Genomic DNA, 15,673 nt, shown 5'->3' on the forward strand with positions numbered 1-15,673 from the left:
TGAGTATGAAGGACTCCACCCGGGTGTGAGAGGTTTGGTGGAGTTCAACTAACGGCATCTATGCCAACGGCGGCTCGGTTGTCTTCACCGGGGCCGCGGACAACCTGACGACGATCACCGTCACGGCGGACAACCAGAGCGGCGTCGCCGACGCCTACGGCATCCAGGCGACGACCGGGTCGGTCTCCTTCGCGGGCAGCGTGAAGATCGACGTCTCGAGCCAGACGAAGAACACGTCGAGCGCCGCCTACGGCGTCTATCTCACGAATTCGCTCTCCGCGGCGGAGGCGACCGACATCACGATCGGCGGCTCGCTCAGCGTCGTGATTCAGAATGCGGAGAACGCGGCAGAAGGGTACGAAGCGCCGGTCAACTCGATCGGCATCCGCAACGCGAGCGCGGGCTCGATCACGGCGGGAGAGACGACCGTCATGGTCAAGGGCGACGTGGAGACGATCGCGCTCTGGATGTCGGGCTCCGGGGACATCACGCTCGCGGGCGGATCGCTCTCGGCCGTCTCGGACACGACCGGCAACAACGTGATCGGTCTGTGCGGCCAGCAGAGCACCTCCGGCAGCGTGACCATGGGCACGAACGTGACCCTCGACGCGGAAGGCGCGGAAGTGTCCGCCTCCGCGGCGGGCACGGTGAACTCGAACGTCTTCGGCGTGCGCTGGTGGTCCACCGGGGCGCTCACGCTCGAGACCGCCTCGACGGTCACGAGCGGCGACGAGACGGTCACCACCCTCCTCGACGGCGATATTCTCATCACGGCCGACGCCATCGACGGCTCCGAGGGCCTCTCGTCGACGCGGCTCACGAACATCGCCGCCGCGTCGGTTCTCGCCGGCACGGCCGAGTTCCTCACGGGCTCCGGGGGAACCGTCGCGATGCGCTCGAACCTCACGGACTCGACCTACGAGGCCGTCAAGGGAGACTATGTCTACGGCCTCAACGTGAGCGGCGCCTCGGCGTACATTCAGACGGGGACGCTGACGATCTCGGCCGCGACGACGGTGACCGGCCTCACCGACGTGATGGCGCTGCGCGGCGTCTCAAAGGGCACGGTGACCGCATACGCCGCGGCCGGCATCGACATTGACGCCTCGGGCGCGGGAAACCAGAACTTCGGCATTTCCTGGACCTCGACGGACACGCTTCTGCTCTCGACCGCGACGGTGACGGACGGGGCCGCGAGCCTCACGGACGGGACGATCTCGATCACGGCCACGGGCCTCGGAGAGCTTGCCGCCAACAACGACTACCTGCGCGGCCTTGACCTGCAGTCAGGCACCGTGACGCTTGAGACGGGCTCGGGCGGCAAGGTCGAGATCATCTCGACGCTCTCTGGCGACTCCCTCACCGGCGAATCCGGCGACCAGGTCCACGGCATACGCCTCTCCTCGAGCACGCTCACCATCCAGACGGGCACCCTCACAATCTCGGCCTCGAAGGAGTCTGCGGATCTCGCACCCCTCTGGGCGATCCAGGGCGTGAACGGCACCTCGGCCAAGGCGACGCTCCGCGGCGCGGAGGGCATCGGCATCAGTGCCTCCGGCGCGGGCGGGTCCGTGACCGGCATCGAATGGCGCACCACGCAGGCGCTTCTGCTCTCGACGGCGGCGGACGAGACCTCGGCGGCCTCCGACGGCACCATCTCGGTCGTCGCCTCCGCCGCCGGCGACACGGAATCGGCGGACACCGTCCAGGGTCTCTACACGACCTCCGGAACGGTGACGTTCGAGACGGGCAGTGCGGGCAGGGTCGAGATCGGCGCGCTGGTCACTTCCGAGAACATCACGGGCACGGCAGCCGTGACCGCAAAGGCACTGCTCCTGCAGACGTCGGGTAATGTAAAGGCCGACACGGGCTGGCTCGTGATTGAGGCCGACGCCGCCTCGGGCACCTCGGCCACGGTCACAGGCATCGAGACCTCCGGCGCCTCCGAAGCTGACTTCGACGCCGCGCAGGGGATCAGTGTCTCGGCCGCGGCAGCAGCCCCCGGGACGGTCTCCGGCATCGTCTGGCAGGGCTCGGGGTCGGGCGACTTCGACTCGTCCGCGGGCTCGATCACCGTCACCGCCGACGCCGACGGCGACACGGACGGATCGACGAGCGTGCGCGGTCTCTATCAGTCGCAGGCCACGCTCAGCTTCACGACTTCACTCACCGAGGACATCACCTTCGCGGCGTCGCTCTCGTCAACCGCACGAACGGACTCGAGCTCCGGGTCGATCTACGCGATCAATGCCGCGGGATCCTCGACGCTCCGTCTCACGACGGGGCTCCTCACCGTCGCCGCTTCGAAATCCTCGGGCGACAGCGTCTCCGTGAACGCCCTCACGGGCGGCGGCACCTCGGTCGTGACGGCTTATGCGAACGAAGGCATCGACATCGACGCCACGGGCACCGGCGGCTCGGTCACGGGCGTGCAGTGGAACTCAACCGGCGCGCTCACCCTTGTCGCCGGATCGATCGATGCAGAGGGAACTGTGACGGAAGCCGACAAGGCGATCACCGTCGACGCGCTCGTCAGTGGCAACGCCGACGGCTCGAACACCGTCCGCGCGTTCTCCATGTCGAGCGGCACGGCCTCGGTTCAGACCGGCACGGGCGAAGGCGGCGCGGTGAAGCTCACCGCCGCGCTCACCTACGACTCTCTCACGGCCACCACGGGCGTCAATATCGACACGCTTTACCTGACGAACGCCTCCGCCTTCTCTGTCGAGACGGGCACCCTGGAGCTCACGGCATCAGCCGCCTCCGGGAAGACCGCGACCGTGCGGACGGTGTACGCCACAGGCACGACGACAGTCGACGCTTCGGCGGCAACCGGCATCTCCGTCTCGGCCGCATCCGCGACGCAGGGGACGGTGAACGCCATCAGCTGGGACTCGTCAGGAGAAAGCGCCTGGAAGAGCAGCGGCGCGATCCTCGTCTCGGCCGCCGCCACAGGCGAGCGGTCCGGGAACCGTGCGGTCGCGGCGATATCGGCAACGGACGGCACCGTGTCCCTCACGAACGATGAGGACGACGCCGTCACGGTCGAGGCCTCCGTCTCCTCCGACCCCGGATCCTCCGCCTCGGGGTCCGTCAAGGGCGTCACTCAATCGGGCGCGGCTTCGACGGTCGTTGAAACAGGCGCCTTCAGCGCGACAGCGCTGAACAAGAGCACCTCTGCGCTCACCGTCACGGCCATCGAGTCCGCGGGCGGCGGCTCGGGGTCGCTCTCCGTCACGGCAAATGCGGACGGTGCCGTCGACGAGTCCCGCAAGGGCATCGCTGTCACGGCGCAATCCTCGGGCGCGGGCTCGGTCACCGGCATCAGCTGGGGCTCGACGGGAGAGGCTTCCTTCGAGAGCAGCAGCGTGATCTCGGTCACGGCGCTTTCGACCGCCTCCGTATCGGGGAACCGAAACGTCACGGCGCTCTCGGCCTCCGCGGGCAAAGTGTCACTCAATAATGACGAAGACGACTCCGTCACCGTCCAGGCCGCGGTCTCGTCCGACCCGGGCGACGCCGCTTCCGGTTCAGTGCGCGGCATCGCTCTCTCGGGCGAGGCCTCGGCCTCAGTGGCAACGGGAAGCTTCGGCGCGACCGCGGTGAACTCGAGCACGTCGGCGCTCACCGTCAAGGCGGTCGAGGGCTCGGGGTCAGGAGACCTGACGGTCACGGCCAGAGCCGCGGACGGCATCGTCATCGAGGCCGCCTCCGCCGGCGCGGGCGCCGTCACGGCCATGGAATGGCTCTCGACCGGCGCGGTGCTCCTCACCGCTGAGGCCGGGGACGTGACGCTCTCGGCCGCGGGCGCGGGTGAAGGCACCGCAGCCGTCACGGCGCTTGACGTGAAGGACGGGGCAGTCACGGTGACGCCCTCCGAAACGGGAACCGTCACGGTGACGGCCTCGGGCACCGGGCGCACCGGCATCGTGCGGGCGATCCGCGCGAGCCGCACCGCCTCCTCCGTGGAGACGGCGTCGGCCGACGAAGGCATCGCGACGGCCGCAGAGGACGGGGAGTCAGCGGAGTCCGTGGAGAACGAGGAAACCGCGAACGTCGTGATCAGCTCCGACTGGCTTGAGATCAGTGCGGAAGCGGCCGAGGGCGGAATCGCCGTCGCGGTCGAGGCCTCGGACGGCGGCACGGTCGAGCTCACGGCCACCGGCACCGCCCGGGTCACGGCCGACGACTTCCTCATGCTCGCAACGAACGGTGGCGAAATCTCGCTTGACGCCTCCGCGACCGTGTCCACCACGGAGCTCGCCGGCGACATCGCCGCGATCGGCACAGACTCGCAGGTCACGACCGACGCCGGCACCGGCGCGAAGCTCACCGGAAACATCTATGCCGCGGACGGCGGCACGGTGACGATGGATCTCAACACCGACGGCGTCTTCACCGGCATGACCGACAGCTTCACGGGCTACACCTACTCGGCGCTCACCGAATCCGACCGCGCGGCGGTGCTCGCCGCAGCCTCGTCGGTGACGGGCGTCTCGGCGGACTCGCCCGTGACCTCGTCGGGCACGATCAGCCTCACGCTCGAGGAGGGCTCGAAGTGGAACGTCACCGATGACTCGTGGCTCACGCTGCTCACGGCCGACCAGGCGGAGGTGGACCTCTCCTACGGATCCTCCACCACCGACTACACGCGCGTCACGACCGACACCCTCTCGGGCTCGGACAGCACCTTCCGCATCAGCATCGACCTCGCGAACGAATCGGCCTCGTCGATCCTCACCGACCAGCTCGTCATGACGAACGGCAGTACCGAGGAGGCGAGTCACCTCGTCGACATCGTCCTCGTCGGAGATGAACCCGCGTCGGACAAGTACCTGTCGGTGAACTGGCTGATCTCGCAGACCAACGACTCCGCGTACGGCCTCACCTTCACGACGACCGACACGGTGGCCTACAACGGGTCGACGAAGACCTGGGAACTCAAGTACATCACGGCCGAGGAGGCCGCGGCCATCGCCGCGGTCGACTGGTCGCAGGAGGACGGAACGTCCGACGGCAGCGCCGGCAACTGGTACCTCGTGCGCTCGGACACGACCGACGTGCCGGATCCGACGCCGACGCCCTCGCCGACACCCACGCCTGAAACGCAGCCCGTCGACCCGATCATGAGCGCGAGGGGCCGGTATCTGGCCTGGCGCGCGGACTTGTCCGACCTCAGAAAGCGCCTCGGCGAAGTGCGCTACGGCGCGCAGGACGGCGTCTGGGCCAAAGTGATCTACGAGCGCGAGCGCGCGGGGAGCCTGAGGCAGAAGACCCGCGGCGTGCACTTCGGCGCGGACGGGTACGTCACCAACACCGAGGACCGGGCGTGGCTGCTCGGCGGGTCTCTCAAGTTTGCGACCGCCGACCAGGAGATCCGCACCGGCCGCGGAGAAGGCGAGCTCGACCAGTACCTGGCGAAGCTCTATGCGACCTACTCGGGCAAGTCCGGCGCCTACGCGGACTTCGTGCTCGCGGGCGGGTTCTTCGAGCAGGAGATGGAGGTTCTCTCCAACCAGCGGAACACCATCGCGAAGGCCGACTACAGCACCTTCGGCTTCGGCATCTCGGCCGAGGTCGGACACATGCTCTCCTTCGGCGAAGGCGTGGACGACCGCCAGTGGTACGACCACTGGTTCATCGAGCCGCAGCTGCAGCTCGCGTACTTCTGGACGAAGGGCGCTGACTGGACGAGCTCGACCGGCATGACGGCCGAGCAGGATGACGCGCAGTACCTCACGGGGCGCGCCGGTGTCGTCGCAGGAAAGAAGTGGAACTACGGCGGCATCGACGACCTCGACCGCAGGTTCCTGCAGGTGGCGTTGCGCGCAGGCTTCATTCACGAGTTTCTCGGTGACCAGAAAACGACACTGAACGGCGACTACGTCGTTGAGAGCGAGTTCGACGGCACGACCTTCTACTACGGCATCAACGCCGACTGGGCCTATTCGCCCGTCGAGAAGCTCTATCTCACGGTGGAACGCGAGCGCGGCTCGGGGTACCGAAAGGATCTGTCGCTGCGTTTCGGCTGGCGCCATGAGTTCTAGGACGCGAGGGAGTAATCCGAAATGAATAGACACAAGCTTTGCGTCACAGGTATGCTCCTGCTGACGGGCGCCCTGATGACCTTAAGAGCCGCCGAGGCCGTCTCCGGCGCCCGTCCCCAGTGGTCCCTCGAGAACTGCCGTCCCGCGACGGATGCGTTCGAGGTGATTCTCGACGTCTCGGGCTCGATGATGAAACCCCGGGACGAGCGCGAGAAGGCGCGGGAGGATGCCTCCGCAGCCTCTCAAGCCGCCGCAGCGTCCGCGACCGCGGCTGCCCCGGACGGGGCACGCGAGGTCTACCAGACACCGGATCCCTCCGGGGCCTCCGGTGCTGCGGACAAGGACGACGAGAAGAAGATCACGGAAGCGAAGCGCTTCCTCGTGAAGCTCGCGGCCGAGGCCGACCTCTCGATCGGCTCCGGTTTCTACACCGCGGGCCCCTTCACCATCCAGCTTCCCACGGAAGTCCGCGACGCCGAGGCGCTCACGGAGAAAATCGAGGCGATCCCCGAGAACCTCGAGACCCGCGGCCGCATGACCTGGATGGGCGAGCGCGCGCGGAAGCACCTCACCGACCCGGAGCAGAACGCCGCGAGCCGCGCGGTGATTCTCGTGACCGACGGCGCCTTCACGAAGTGGCGCCAGGACGAGCGCCAGGACCCTGCGGAGGTGTTCGCAGGGTTCCGCGCGGCCCATCCCGGCAACAGTGTGTACCTCGTCACGGCGACCCGTGACCCGGAGACCCTGCAGGAGGTCGAGACGGTCACCGGCGCGAAGGCGCGCGACCTCACAGACCTTCTTGAGAACCCGGAAAGCTGGAACGCCTTCATGCGCGAGGTGTTCGCGAGCGACTGCACGCCGGTCGTGATCGAGATCCCGGGCATCGTCTTTGACTTCGACAAGGACACGCTCACGGCCGAGTCGCGCGAGATCCTCGCCGGGGTGCTCGTCACGCTCGGGACATTCCCCGCCGACACGGCGATCGAGATCCGCGGCTGGACCGACTGGTGCGGCTCGGACGAATACAACGCCGGTCTCTCGCAGCGCAGAGCCGACCGCGTGCGGAACTGGTTCATCGAGAACGGCATCGAATCGAGCCGCCTCACCGCCACCGGGCACGGCAAGTCCTTCACCTATGACAACTCGACCTCTCACGGCCGTCACCGCAACCGCAAGGTTGAGCTCGTGATCGGCGGCATCGAGTCGGTGCCCTGGGGCACCGAGGCTGAGAAGCAGGCCGAGCGCGAGCGCATGAAGGCCAGGGCGGCCGAGGCCAGCATCGAAATCGTCCCGGAGGAATGACACGACACTTCAAAACCTCTGAAATCAACGGTTCCCGCCCGGGAGGGGCGGGACTTCACCCTGCCACCTGCCACGGACAAGAACAAGGAAACTCCGAACATGCAATCCCCATCGAGACCCGGGCGAATACCCCGTGAGACGATCAACGGCATCAACCAGGCGCTCTCGGCGGGCGACCTCACCCGCGCCGTCATGCTGATCGGCAACCTGATCCGTGCCTACGGCATCGCAGAGATCGCCGAGGAGACAGGCCTCTCCCGCACGCAGATCTACCGCTCGTTCTCCGACATCGGGAACCCCCTCTTCTCGAGCGTCGTGCGCGTGATCGGAGCGCTCGGCTACGAGATCCGCATCACCCGCCGCTACCGGAAGCAGACGGACACCGCCCCGGAGCAGCCTGCGGAGAACCCGGAAGGCTGACCGGCCGCCCGGCACCCCCGGAATGAATTTCGCCCCGGTTCCGCCGTTTTCGAGTGCGGAGGACCGGGGCGATATCTCATGGCGTCCGAGGATCAGTTCTTCTTCGGCGCGGGCATTTTCACCTTGAGGAAGGCGTGAGCATCCCGACCGACGATCTCGACCGTGTCGCCGTACCGGGCGCCGGATTGCCAGAGGTAGTACTTTGAGTTGATTGCATCGACCGTGTTCTCAAAAGGCTCCTGAAGCTCTTCGCTGCCGTCAGCACTGTGAGCGCAGGTTATCTCGTCAAACACAACCTTGTCACCTTCCTTGAAGGGGATGCCGTCGTAAGCTTTCTCCGTTACCCGCCAGTATCTTCCGTTGTCCATCCTCGTCCAGCCGTTCGGATCGGCCTTGACGGAGTTGTAAAGCGCGGCGTACTTCCTGCGTTCCAGTCCTTCGCTTCCTTTGTAGCCTTCCTTGGGGCCCGAGTAGGTGCAGACGACGCCGCCATTCGTGAGCGCGACCGGCCTGCTCAGGTCGCAGTACCAGGCGGCGATGCGAAGCGGGTATTGCTCGCTGCCCCAGCTTGGCGGGGTGAAGAGCAGATCATCTCCCTTTTCGCAGCCCTCGACATCATCGTCACCGGTTGCCATGCAGAGTTTTGCGTCGGCGGACGGCGCGGCGGAGAGAAGCAGTGAAGCGAAGCCCGCAAGAGCGAGGCCGCCGAGCATGTTTCGTGAGCGTTGAGAGATCCTGAGCATTTTTATCGACGGATCGAGACCGAAGACGGCGATCCGGTTCCGGTTGAGAGGGGGAATCCTGAAATTCTAGACCCGCTGACGGGAATGCGTCAGATGGTGTCACTGCGGCGCCGCTGCCCTGTCTATTTTGCGCCTGAGACCGGCCTGCCGCCCGCAGGCGCTCAGCCGAGGAGACCCGAGAAGGTCCCGCCCTGGAAGAGCCACCAGACAAAGATCAGAACGACCGCAATCAGCAGCATCAGGACGATCCCCTTCGCCGTCGTCACGACCCAGGAGAGCACGGAGCGCTTGGTCGTCTCCGCGGCGCTCCTCCGCTCACTTTCCGTTGAGCCGGCGGTCCCTGACTGCCGCGGGCCCTCCCGGGATTCCTTCAGGCTCTTTTCGTCGTCCGTCACGTGGATCAGCACGACGAGCGTGCCGTTCGCGCCCCCGTTCGCGCCGCGGTTGCCGAGCCCCGGGTATCTGATGGTGCGGGCCTCCTTCGAAGGTCCCTCCACAGGGAGCTTCACGGTGCGCAGCCCGTGCTCATAGGGAACGGTCACGGTGATCTCGCAGCTCCCCCGCGCCTCGGCGGTCGAGATGCAGACCCTGCGGAAGATGTCGGTGCCGGCGACCGGCGGGTTCTCGTCGATCTCGAGATGGATGAGGAGATTGCCCGGCGCATCGGGGTTCTCGAAGTTCGGCAGACCCCTCCCCTGCGCGCGGAGCACCCGCCCCGCGGCGGAGCCCGCCGGGACGGTGACGATGCCCTCGCCCCCGAGCGTCTCCACGCGGAAGCGGCCGCCCGCGCGAGCCTGCGCCTGAGTGACTTTGAGCACGGTGTGAAGCCCGTCCTCGTCGAGCCGGAAGGCTTTGAACCTGGGATTCACGCGGACCGTGAGCTCAACCGAGCCCTGCGGGTGAGCGCGCAGCGTCCTGCCGCTGACCGGCGTCCTGAGGAACTCGAACCGCAGACGGATGCCGTCCGTGAGGCCCGCAGGAAGCCGCAGCGTCTCGCGGCGGCGCTGTGAAGCGTCAGATTTTGAAAAGAGCGTCACGGGCTTTTCGACGCCGTTCGCGACATCGGCGAGCGTGATCTCGGTCTGCGCGGTCCAGAGGACGGCGCCTCCGGCGCTCCGGTCCTGGCCGGCCGCGAGCTCTCTGTCGTAGGCGGCGCGGCTCTCCTCGTCACCGATCGCCTGCCAGGCGGCGAGCACCGCCTTGAATTTCGCTTCCGCTTCCTTCGAGCCCTGGTTGAGGTCCGGGTGATGCCTCTGCGCGAGCGTGCGGTAGGCGCGCCGGATGTCGGCCTGGGAGGCGGTCCTCTCCACGCCGAGCACTGCGTAGGCATCAAAGTTGTCCATGTCCTTTTCCGATCGAAGTCTGTGCGCCGGTCCGCTGCCGCGGAACGCCCCGGGGCAGCGGCGTTGCCTGAGTGTGACGAAAGATTATGCGGATTTTACGGGTCTTTCAAAGTCCCGGGCAGGCTTTCCCGGGGCGGCTCCTGCTCAAAATGATTTTGTCCTGTCCGGACAAAAGAGGAGCGCAACGTTTGGCCCTGAGGCATCATAGCGAATTGACTATGGATCCCGGAGCTCAGGACAAATTTTGCGGCATGCGCCCCCCGGTGTCGTCCTTCAAACTAAGCCCCCCGTGCTTTTACCGATTTACGACGATCTGAGAACGGCGGGGGAAGTTTCAGTCCCGGCCGAAAGAAGCGGCCGGAGAGGCAAAAAGAAAACCGGCCGCCTGAAAAAATCAGACAACCGGTTTCGTTCGGATCCTCAGATCTGCTTATTCAGCAGCCTGGATGAGGAAGTCCTCGACCTTGCGGCCGAGGTCGAGCTGCTCGGCGAGCCAGCGCGGCGTACGGCCGCGGCCGGTCCAGAGCTCACCGTTCGGGCCGCGATACTTCGGGGCGATCGGGTTGCGGGGACGGCGCGGGGCGGGAGCCTTGGGGGCCTCGGCGAAGCGGAAGTCGCTCGCCTTGAGGTTCATCGTGTCGATGAGCTGCTGGATCTGGGCGATCATGTCGCCGCGAAGGGCATCTTCACGGGCCTTCAGCTCGGAACGCATCGTCTCGACTTCGGCGAGGGCGCTCTGGAAGCCTTCAATATCAAGAGCCATTGGATTACTCCTTGGTTATTACTAGAAAAGAGCAATATCGCTCTTCAGTGCATGGCATTCTACATACGGACTCTGATAAATGCAAGTCGAATCATTTACTCCTTTTGGATACCGTTAAGCAGGGTTTTTCTGAAGCGAAGTTAAGGAAGAATGCGAGTCCGCGGAGAGAGCCTCTGACACGACTTGCAATCTCCGATTTATCAGATGGATAGAGGCCTTCCGAGGGCTTTCGAGGCGGCCTCTTCTCGTCATTCCCCGGCGCAATTAAGAAATTTTGAAAGTGAACGAAGCCGCTCAAGAATCCCGGGTGCGCTGAGGATCAAAGGATCAGGAATGCTTCAATGCGGCGGAGCGAGGCGGGGTGAGGCGGGTCGGCTACGGTGTCGCCGGGCGGGTCACAGGCGATGTCGTCCGGGGCGGCGACGGCGGACTTGACCCACTCTCCGAACCCTCCGCGGCGTCACGGAGCGGTTTGTTGCGCGCACGCACAGGTCTCGTCGAGGCCGGCTGAGACCGCCCTGCTCTGTCCCCTGGCCTTTCCCTGTCCGCTTTGGCCTCGCAGAGAAAAGAGAGGACAGCGACTCCGAAGAACTGAGTTGGGCGTCTTTTCCGTCCGGTGACAGCGGGAAAACCAAGGACAGGGAAGCCCGCGCGGAGCCCCGTCGGGCCGCGGATTCACGCCCTTGACCGGTCGTGCCGGCGCTCCGCAAAGTGAGGCTCATGCAGGTATTTCCTGCAAGGCCGGCGGACCTCAACCCGCCACTCGAAACTGCATTTTGATATGCCGAGAAAGAAATTCAATCCGGACGAGTTCTGCGACTGGGACTATGTGCTCAGGCAGACCCGGATCCATCGCAAGTCCGTCCGTTATCGGATGAATCACGGGGTCTTCCCGCTCTGCCGCTCGATGAAGGACGATGCCATCTGGTGGCGCGCCGACGTGGACACGGTGCAGCGTGCCTGGGACGCCGGCATGAAGCACGACGAAATCGTAGTCCTCATGAAGGAGAAGGTCCTCGGGCACCCGATCCCCACCGAGGATGATCTGCGGCTTTACCGCCGGCACCGCGTCGAGAAAGACCTCAGGGAAACAGCCGGTGCGCCTGACGACGAAGCGGCGTCGGAGGCGTCCACCCTGAACGAAACCCTGCCGCCTGCCGAGGAGAAGCCTGCCCCGGACGACGAAATGCCGCTCGACCTGCTGCTTCTCTCCGACGAGCAGATCTGCGAGGCGGCGCCTGCCCGGCAGATCCTCGCTATGTTCGAACCTCCCGCGGCACCTGCGGAGGAGATCCGCTTCCCAGCGCCGATCCCGACCCGTGCGGCTGCCCGGCCGAGGAGAAAGGAACTCCCGGCGCAGCCCTCCCCCAGGCTCGTCGAGACGGGCGCCGTGATTGAGGTGCCCGAGAGGCCGACGCTCTCATTGCGGGAGAGGTTCATCGGGCTCTTCCGGGGCCTCGCGAGGGCCTTCTCGCCGAGGACGCCGGAGGTGCGGCTCTCCGCCGAAGTCCTCGAGCACGGCGGCACGATCGCGGGCGGGAGACCTCCTGTCGTCATGAGCCCGGAGCCGCAGGTCCAGGCGAAACCGGTCGAAAGTCAGGAAAGTCGCGAAACGCCGTCGCTCCCGGAAGTGCCGGAGCTCCCGCAGATTCCTTCGCCCGCGGTGGCGATGCTGAAACCCTGCGACGAAACGCTTGAGGAAGCCTCCGGGGAAGCCGCTCCAGGCGCCGACGTTCCCGTTCCAGAATCCGACGCTCAGGAGCCGGCACAGGCAGAGGGTGAGTCCGCCGGTCCTGACGAATCCGTCGAGCCCCTGCCCTCTCCGCCGCAAGGGAAGTGGTTCGACGACTTCCTGATGTACAACCCGCCGCTCCTTGAGGAACTGGCTAAGGCATTGAGGCGGATTCCGGACCTCTACGTCTGGGGGAATGTCATCGGAATCATCAATCGCCCGAACAACACGAACTTCCAGCCGCTTGGGAGCAACGATCTCATGAAGCGGTTCCTGAAGTTCAGCGAGACCGACGGGCAGAAGGACACGCTGCTGCAGAGTCTCGCAGGATTGCTGCGCGAGCGGCCGACCGAGGCGCTCCAGGTCTTCGAAACGATGATCCATACCGGGGCCGGTCTCCCCGAGATCCGGCGCTTCGCCACCCATCCGGTGATCCGGCCGACGGGCGAGCCCGACTTCACCACGGGCTTCCATCCGAAGGAAGGACTCTTCGTCGGTTACCGCGAGGATCAATGGGAGGAATGCCGCAATGCGGTTCCCGGGAACGACCTCGACGCCGTCTGGAACACCTTCGACGAGCTCCTTCTCGGCTTCCCATTCCGCTCGCACCGCGACATGTTCGGTGCGATCACCGCGATCCTCACGGCCTTCATGCGGCCGACGCTTTCCGAGACGCCCATCATCCACGTGATCGGGGACGAGTCGGCCTCGCCCTGGATGGACCGCCTCATTCACCTGATCGCGAGCGTCCACACGATGAGGCTCCCGGAGCTCACGACGGTCGACGAAAACACTCGCAAACGCGTGCAGACGGCGGAGAAAAGGAACCACCCGCGGAACCGCGACTGCCTGGTCTTCAGTTTCGAGGGCGTGTCGCCGCTCATCCTCCACGAGGAGCGGCGCATGGGCAGGACCGGGCGCGACGCGCTCACCATCGTCCGCTACGACGCCGAGGCCCGCAAGGCCGACGCGATGCACGAGAGCCGATTCCTCCCCGGGACGATAGAGATCCATGTGGGTGACGCCCCGGGCGCTGACTCGAAGCTCGCGGCCTTCCCGGTCTTCTCGGCCGGGGAGGACGAGCGGCGCGAGGCCTGGCGGAATGCCAGGCCTGAGCAGCTCGTCGCGCAGCAGGCGGCCTTCTCTCTGATCCGTGCGACGAGCGCCCTGGAGTCAGGCTTGCCTCTCGACCTGAGCTGGCTCACCCCGAAGAGCGTGAGGGTCTGGGGCCGTGTCTGTCTCTCGGCGATCAGCCTCATGACATCGACCCTGGACTTCCTCATCAGACCGCACAGCACGGTCACCGCACCGGCCTTCAGTTTCACGGAGCCCGTGACCTCATCGAAGGCTGGGAAGCCCGGGAAACCGGCTAAACCGGAGAAGCCAGCGGAGAAACCCGCGGCGAAGAAGGAGACGAAACCTGCGCCGAAGCCTGCTCCCCAGGCGGAACCGAAGACGCCGGCTCAACCGGCTTCCTCTCCCGAGGACGACCTCAGGCTGATGGCCGGGATCTCCAGGCTCACCCGCGGCGACTGGTTCACCATGACCGACCTCGCGAAGCTCGCCCACGGCGGGGAGATGCCGTCCGACATGCTCGGGCTCTTCACGAGAAACGGCTTCATCCACGGAAAGATGCTGAACGGCATCAAGGTGAAGAACTGGTTCGAGAAGAACCGGAATCTCACCGGGTGGAGCTTCGACTCTAAGCGCGAGTCCGAGGTGCTCCCGGTCAAGTTCCGCGTGCGGAGGGCCTGGCCCGCGGCGAGGCGGTGACGCCTGCCGGTCGGATCCGCCGGCGATGAACCGGCGTCCGAAATGACAACGGCCGCGCTCCCCTCATCGAAGGAGAAGCGCGGCCGCTGGGATTCCGCGGGACCGCCCCGCTGCGGAGCGGTCCCTGGGAAGTCCGGTCTCTTAGAAGAGGTACTGCCCCTGATGAAGGAGATGCGCGGCCGCCTCCCCGCCACCGCCGTCGCTCATTGCGAAGCACCAGGGGCCGCCTCCGCGGGTGCGGGGCGGCCGGTGAAGATCGTGGCGGCGACGAGAGTCAGGCCTCAGGAACGCTTCCGGTTGAACCTGGGCCGGCTGAGGCCGGACGTCTCCCTGATCAACTCGTAGCGAGCTCTCATTTCGGACGGCAGATCCTCGGACGACTTCGCATCCTTGAGCATCTGCAGCATTTCGATCGTGGCCTGATCCGGTGCGGTCCTGCCCTTCTCCCAGTTGCTCACCGTCCGCGCTTTTACGAACAGCACTTTCCCCAGCTGCGCCTGAGTCAGGGTCCATTGCCTGCGGACTTCCCGGATCCTGTCGCCCGTGAGCTCGTCCTTCAGCTTCGGCGAAGACTCCCCGGGCTTCGCCGTGACGTCCCTGATCCCTAGGTGCTCGATCTCGGACTTGCGCCGTGCCTCGGCCTGCTCCGGGGACTCGTCACTGCCCGGGGCCGCGGAAACGTCCACCTTCGGGTACAGCCGGCGATTGAAGAGGAGAGCAATGCCTCTGCGTCCGACTCTCAAGTAGATGTAGAGGAGCGCACTGAGGATCGGCTTGAGCGGCTCCATGCCCTTGCTTTCGAGATCATTCACGCGGCGCAGGCTGATGCCGAGCAGAAACGCCATCTGCTCTTGAGTGAACTTCAGATGGTCCCTGATAAACTTCAGCTGTTCGCCGGTGAGACTGGGGATCGTGATTTCCGGATCCCCGAAAATTTCTCTGAAGAACTCTCGCTTGACGGTCTCGTCGCTCTTCTTCTCCGTGTCCTGTGAAGTCTTGTCATTAGGGTTCATTTTTGCCTCCGGTTGGTTGCGATTTGTCATCACTTACAACACCCGGAGACTTGAATCCGTAATTTTTACTACCCCTCACCGATTCCTGCGTACTTAATGGCAACCCTTTCCGTTAACGGAACACGCCCTCTCGGCAACCGTTTCCGATTAAGTACGCAAAAAAAATTACTCATTCAGGGCAGGATTTCGCCCATCGGCGTATTTTTCAGGACACCATTTCGGAGACCCTCCAGGAGGGTCACCGTTCCCTCCGAAAAAAGTCCAGGTCACGACTCTTCCCAACCGATCTGCACCCGCCGGCCCATACCGGAATGAACCGGTCCGAAATAAGCAATTACCCTTAGCCTGAACAAGGGAGTGGGGTATTCTCTTATTCGTAATTCACAGCGTTTTTCGGGCCCGATCTCCCGCGGAAAACCGGCCGGCAGCCTGCCGAGCCCATGCCCACAAGGAGGTACTCCCTCAGGCTCCGCAGGCGGTCAGTGGCACGTCTCATCAGCGTTACAGTCCGAAGCTGCGGCCGGCCGACTTCGGGGT

8 protein-coding genes are annotated in these 15,673 nt (G+C 65.3%); 4 read left to right on the forward strand and 4 right to left on the reverse strand.

The genetic code is table 11. The features are described 5' to 3' along the window. The first annotated feature begins 200 nt into the window (after positions 1 to 200). The 3 genes from Q4F91_RS09620 to Q4F91_RS09630 all read left to right on the forward strand — a co-directional run bounded on the left by Q4F91_RS09620 (position 201) and on the right by Q4F91_RS09630 (position 7,769). A complete protein-coding gene (locus Q4F91_RS09620) occupies positions 201 to 6,047 on the forward strand; it encodes an autotransporter outer membrane beta-barrel domain-containing protein (protein ID WP_303337148.1) in 5,847 nt (1,948 codons plus the stop codon). A 75-nt stretch (positions 6,048 to 6,122) separates the two neighbouring features. Further along, positions 6,123 to 7,349: an OmpA family protein gene (locus Q4F91_RS09625; protein WP_303337149.1), complete on the forward strand. Its 1,227-nt coding sequence runs from the start codon at positions 6,123 to 6,125 to the stop codon at positions 7,347 to 7,349. Between the two features lie 99 nt (positions 7,350 to 7,448). Beyond that, on the forward strand, positions 7,449 to 7,769 hold the full coding sequence (locus Q4F91_RS09630) for an addiction module antidote protein (RefSeq protein WP_303337152.1): 321 nt from the start codon (positions 7,449 to 7,451) through the stop codon (positions 7,767 to 7,769). Between the two features lie 92 nt (positions 7,770 to 7,861). Here Q4F91_RS09630 and Q4F91_RS09635 read toward each other — a convergent pair whose 3' ends face one another. The 3 genes from Q4F91_RS09635 to Q4F91_RS09645 form a co-directional block, all read right to left on the reverse strand. Then, positions 7,862 to 8,482, reverse strand: a complete 621-nt coding sequence (locus tag Q4F91_RS09635; protein ID WP_303337154.1) for a hypothetical protein — start codon at positions 8,480 to 8,482, stop codon at positions 7,862 to 7,864. A gap of 191 nt (positions 8,483 to 8,673) precedes the next feature. Then, positions 8,674 to 9,855 carry a DnaJ C-terminal domain-containing protein gene (locus Q4F91_RS09640; protein ID WP_303337156.1) on the reverse strand — a complete coding sequence of 394 codons (1,182 nt, stop codon included), beginning with the start codon at positions 9,853 to 9,855 and terminating at the stop codon, positions 8,674 to 8,676. 430 nt (positions 9,856 to 10,285) lie between these two features. Further along, positions 10,286 to 10,618, reverse strand: a complete 333-nt coding sequence (locus Q4F91_RS09645; protein ID WP_303337158.1) for an H-NS histone family protein — start codon at positions 10,616 to 10,618, stop codon at positions 10,286 to 10,288. A 781-nt stretch (positions 10,619 to 11,399) separates the two neighbouring features. Here Q4F91_RS09645 and Q4F91_RS09650 point away from each other — a divergent pair. Continuing rightward, a complete protein-coding gene (locus Q4F91_RS09650) occupies positions 11,400 to 14,123 on the forward strand; it encodes a hypothetical protein (RefSeq protein WP_303337160.1) in 2,724 nt (907 codons plus the stop codon). A 281-nt stretch (positions 14,124 to 14,404) separates the two neighbouring features. Here the strand turns inward: Q4F91_RS09650 and Q4F91_RS09655 are convergent, their stop codons facing one another. Beyond that, the gene (locus Q4F91_RS09655; RefSeq protein ID WP_303337162.1) at positions 14,405 to 15,136 is read right to left on the reverse strand and encodes a DNA-binding transcriptional regulator; all 732 of its coding nucleotides are present in this window, start codon (positions 15,134 to 15,136) and stop codon (positions 14,405 to 14,407) included. Between the last annotated feature and the right edge of the window lie 537 nt (positions 15,137 to 15,673).

The sequence above is a fragment of the Sutterella sp. genome (assembly GCF_030539355.1).
Taxonomy (GTDB): Bacteria; Pseudomonadota; Gammaproteobacteria; order Burkholderiales; family Burkholderiaceae_F; genus Sutterella.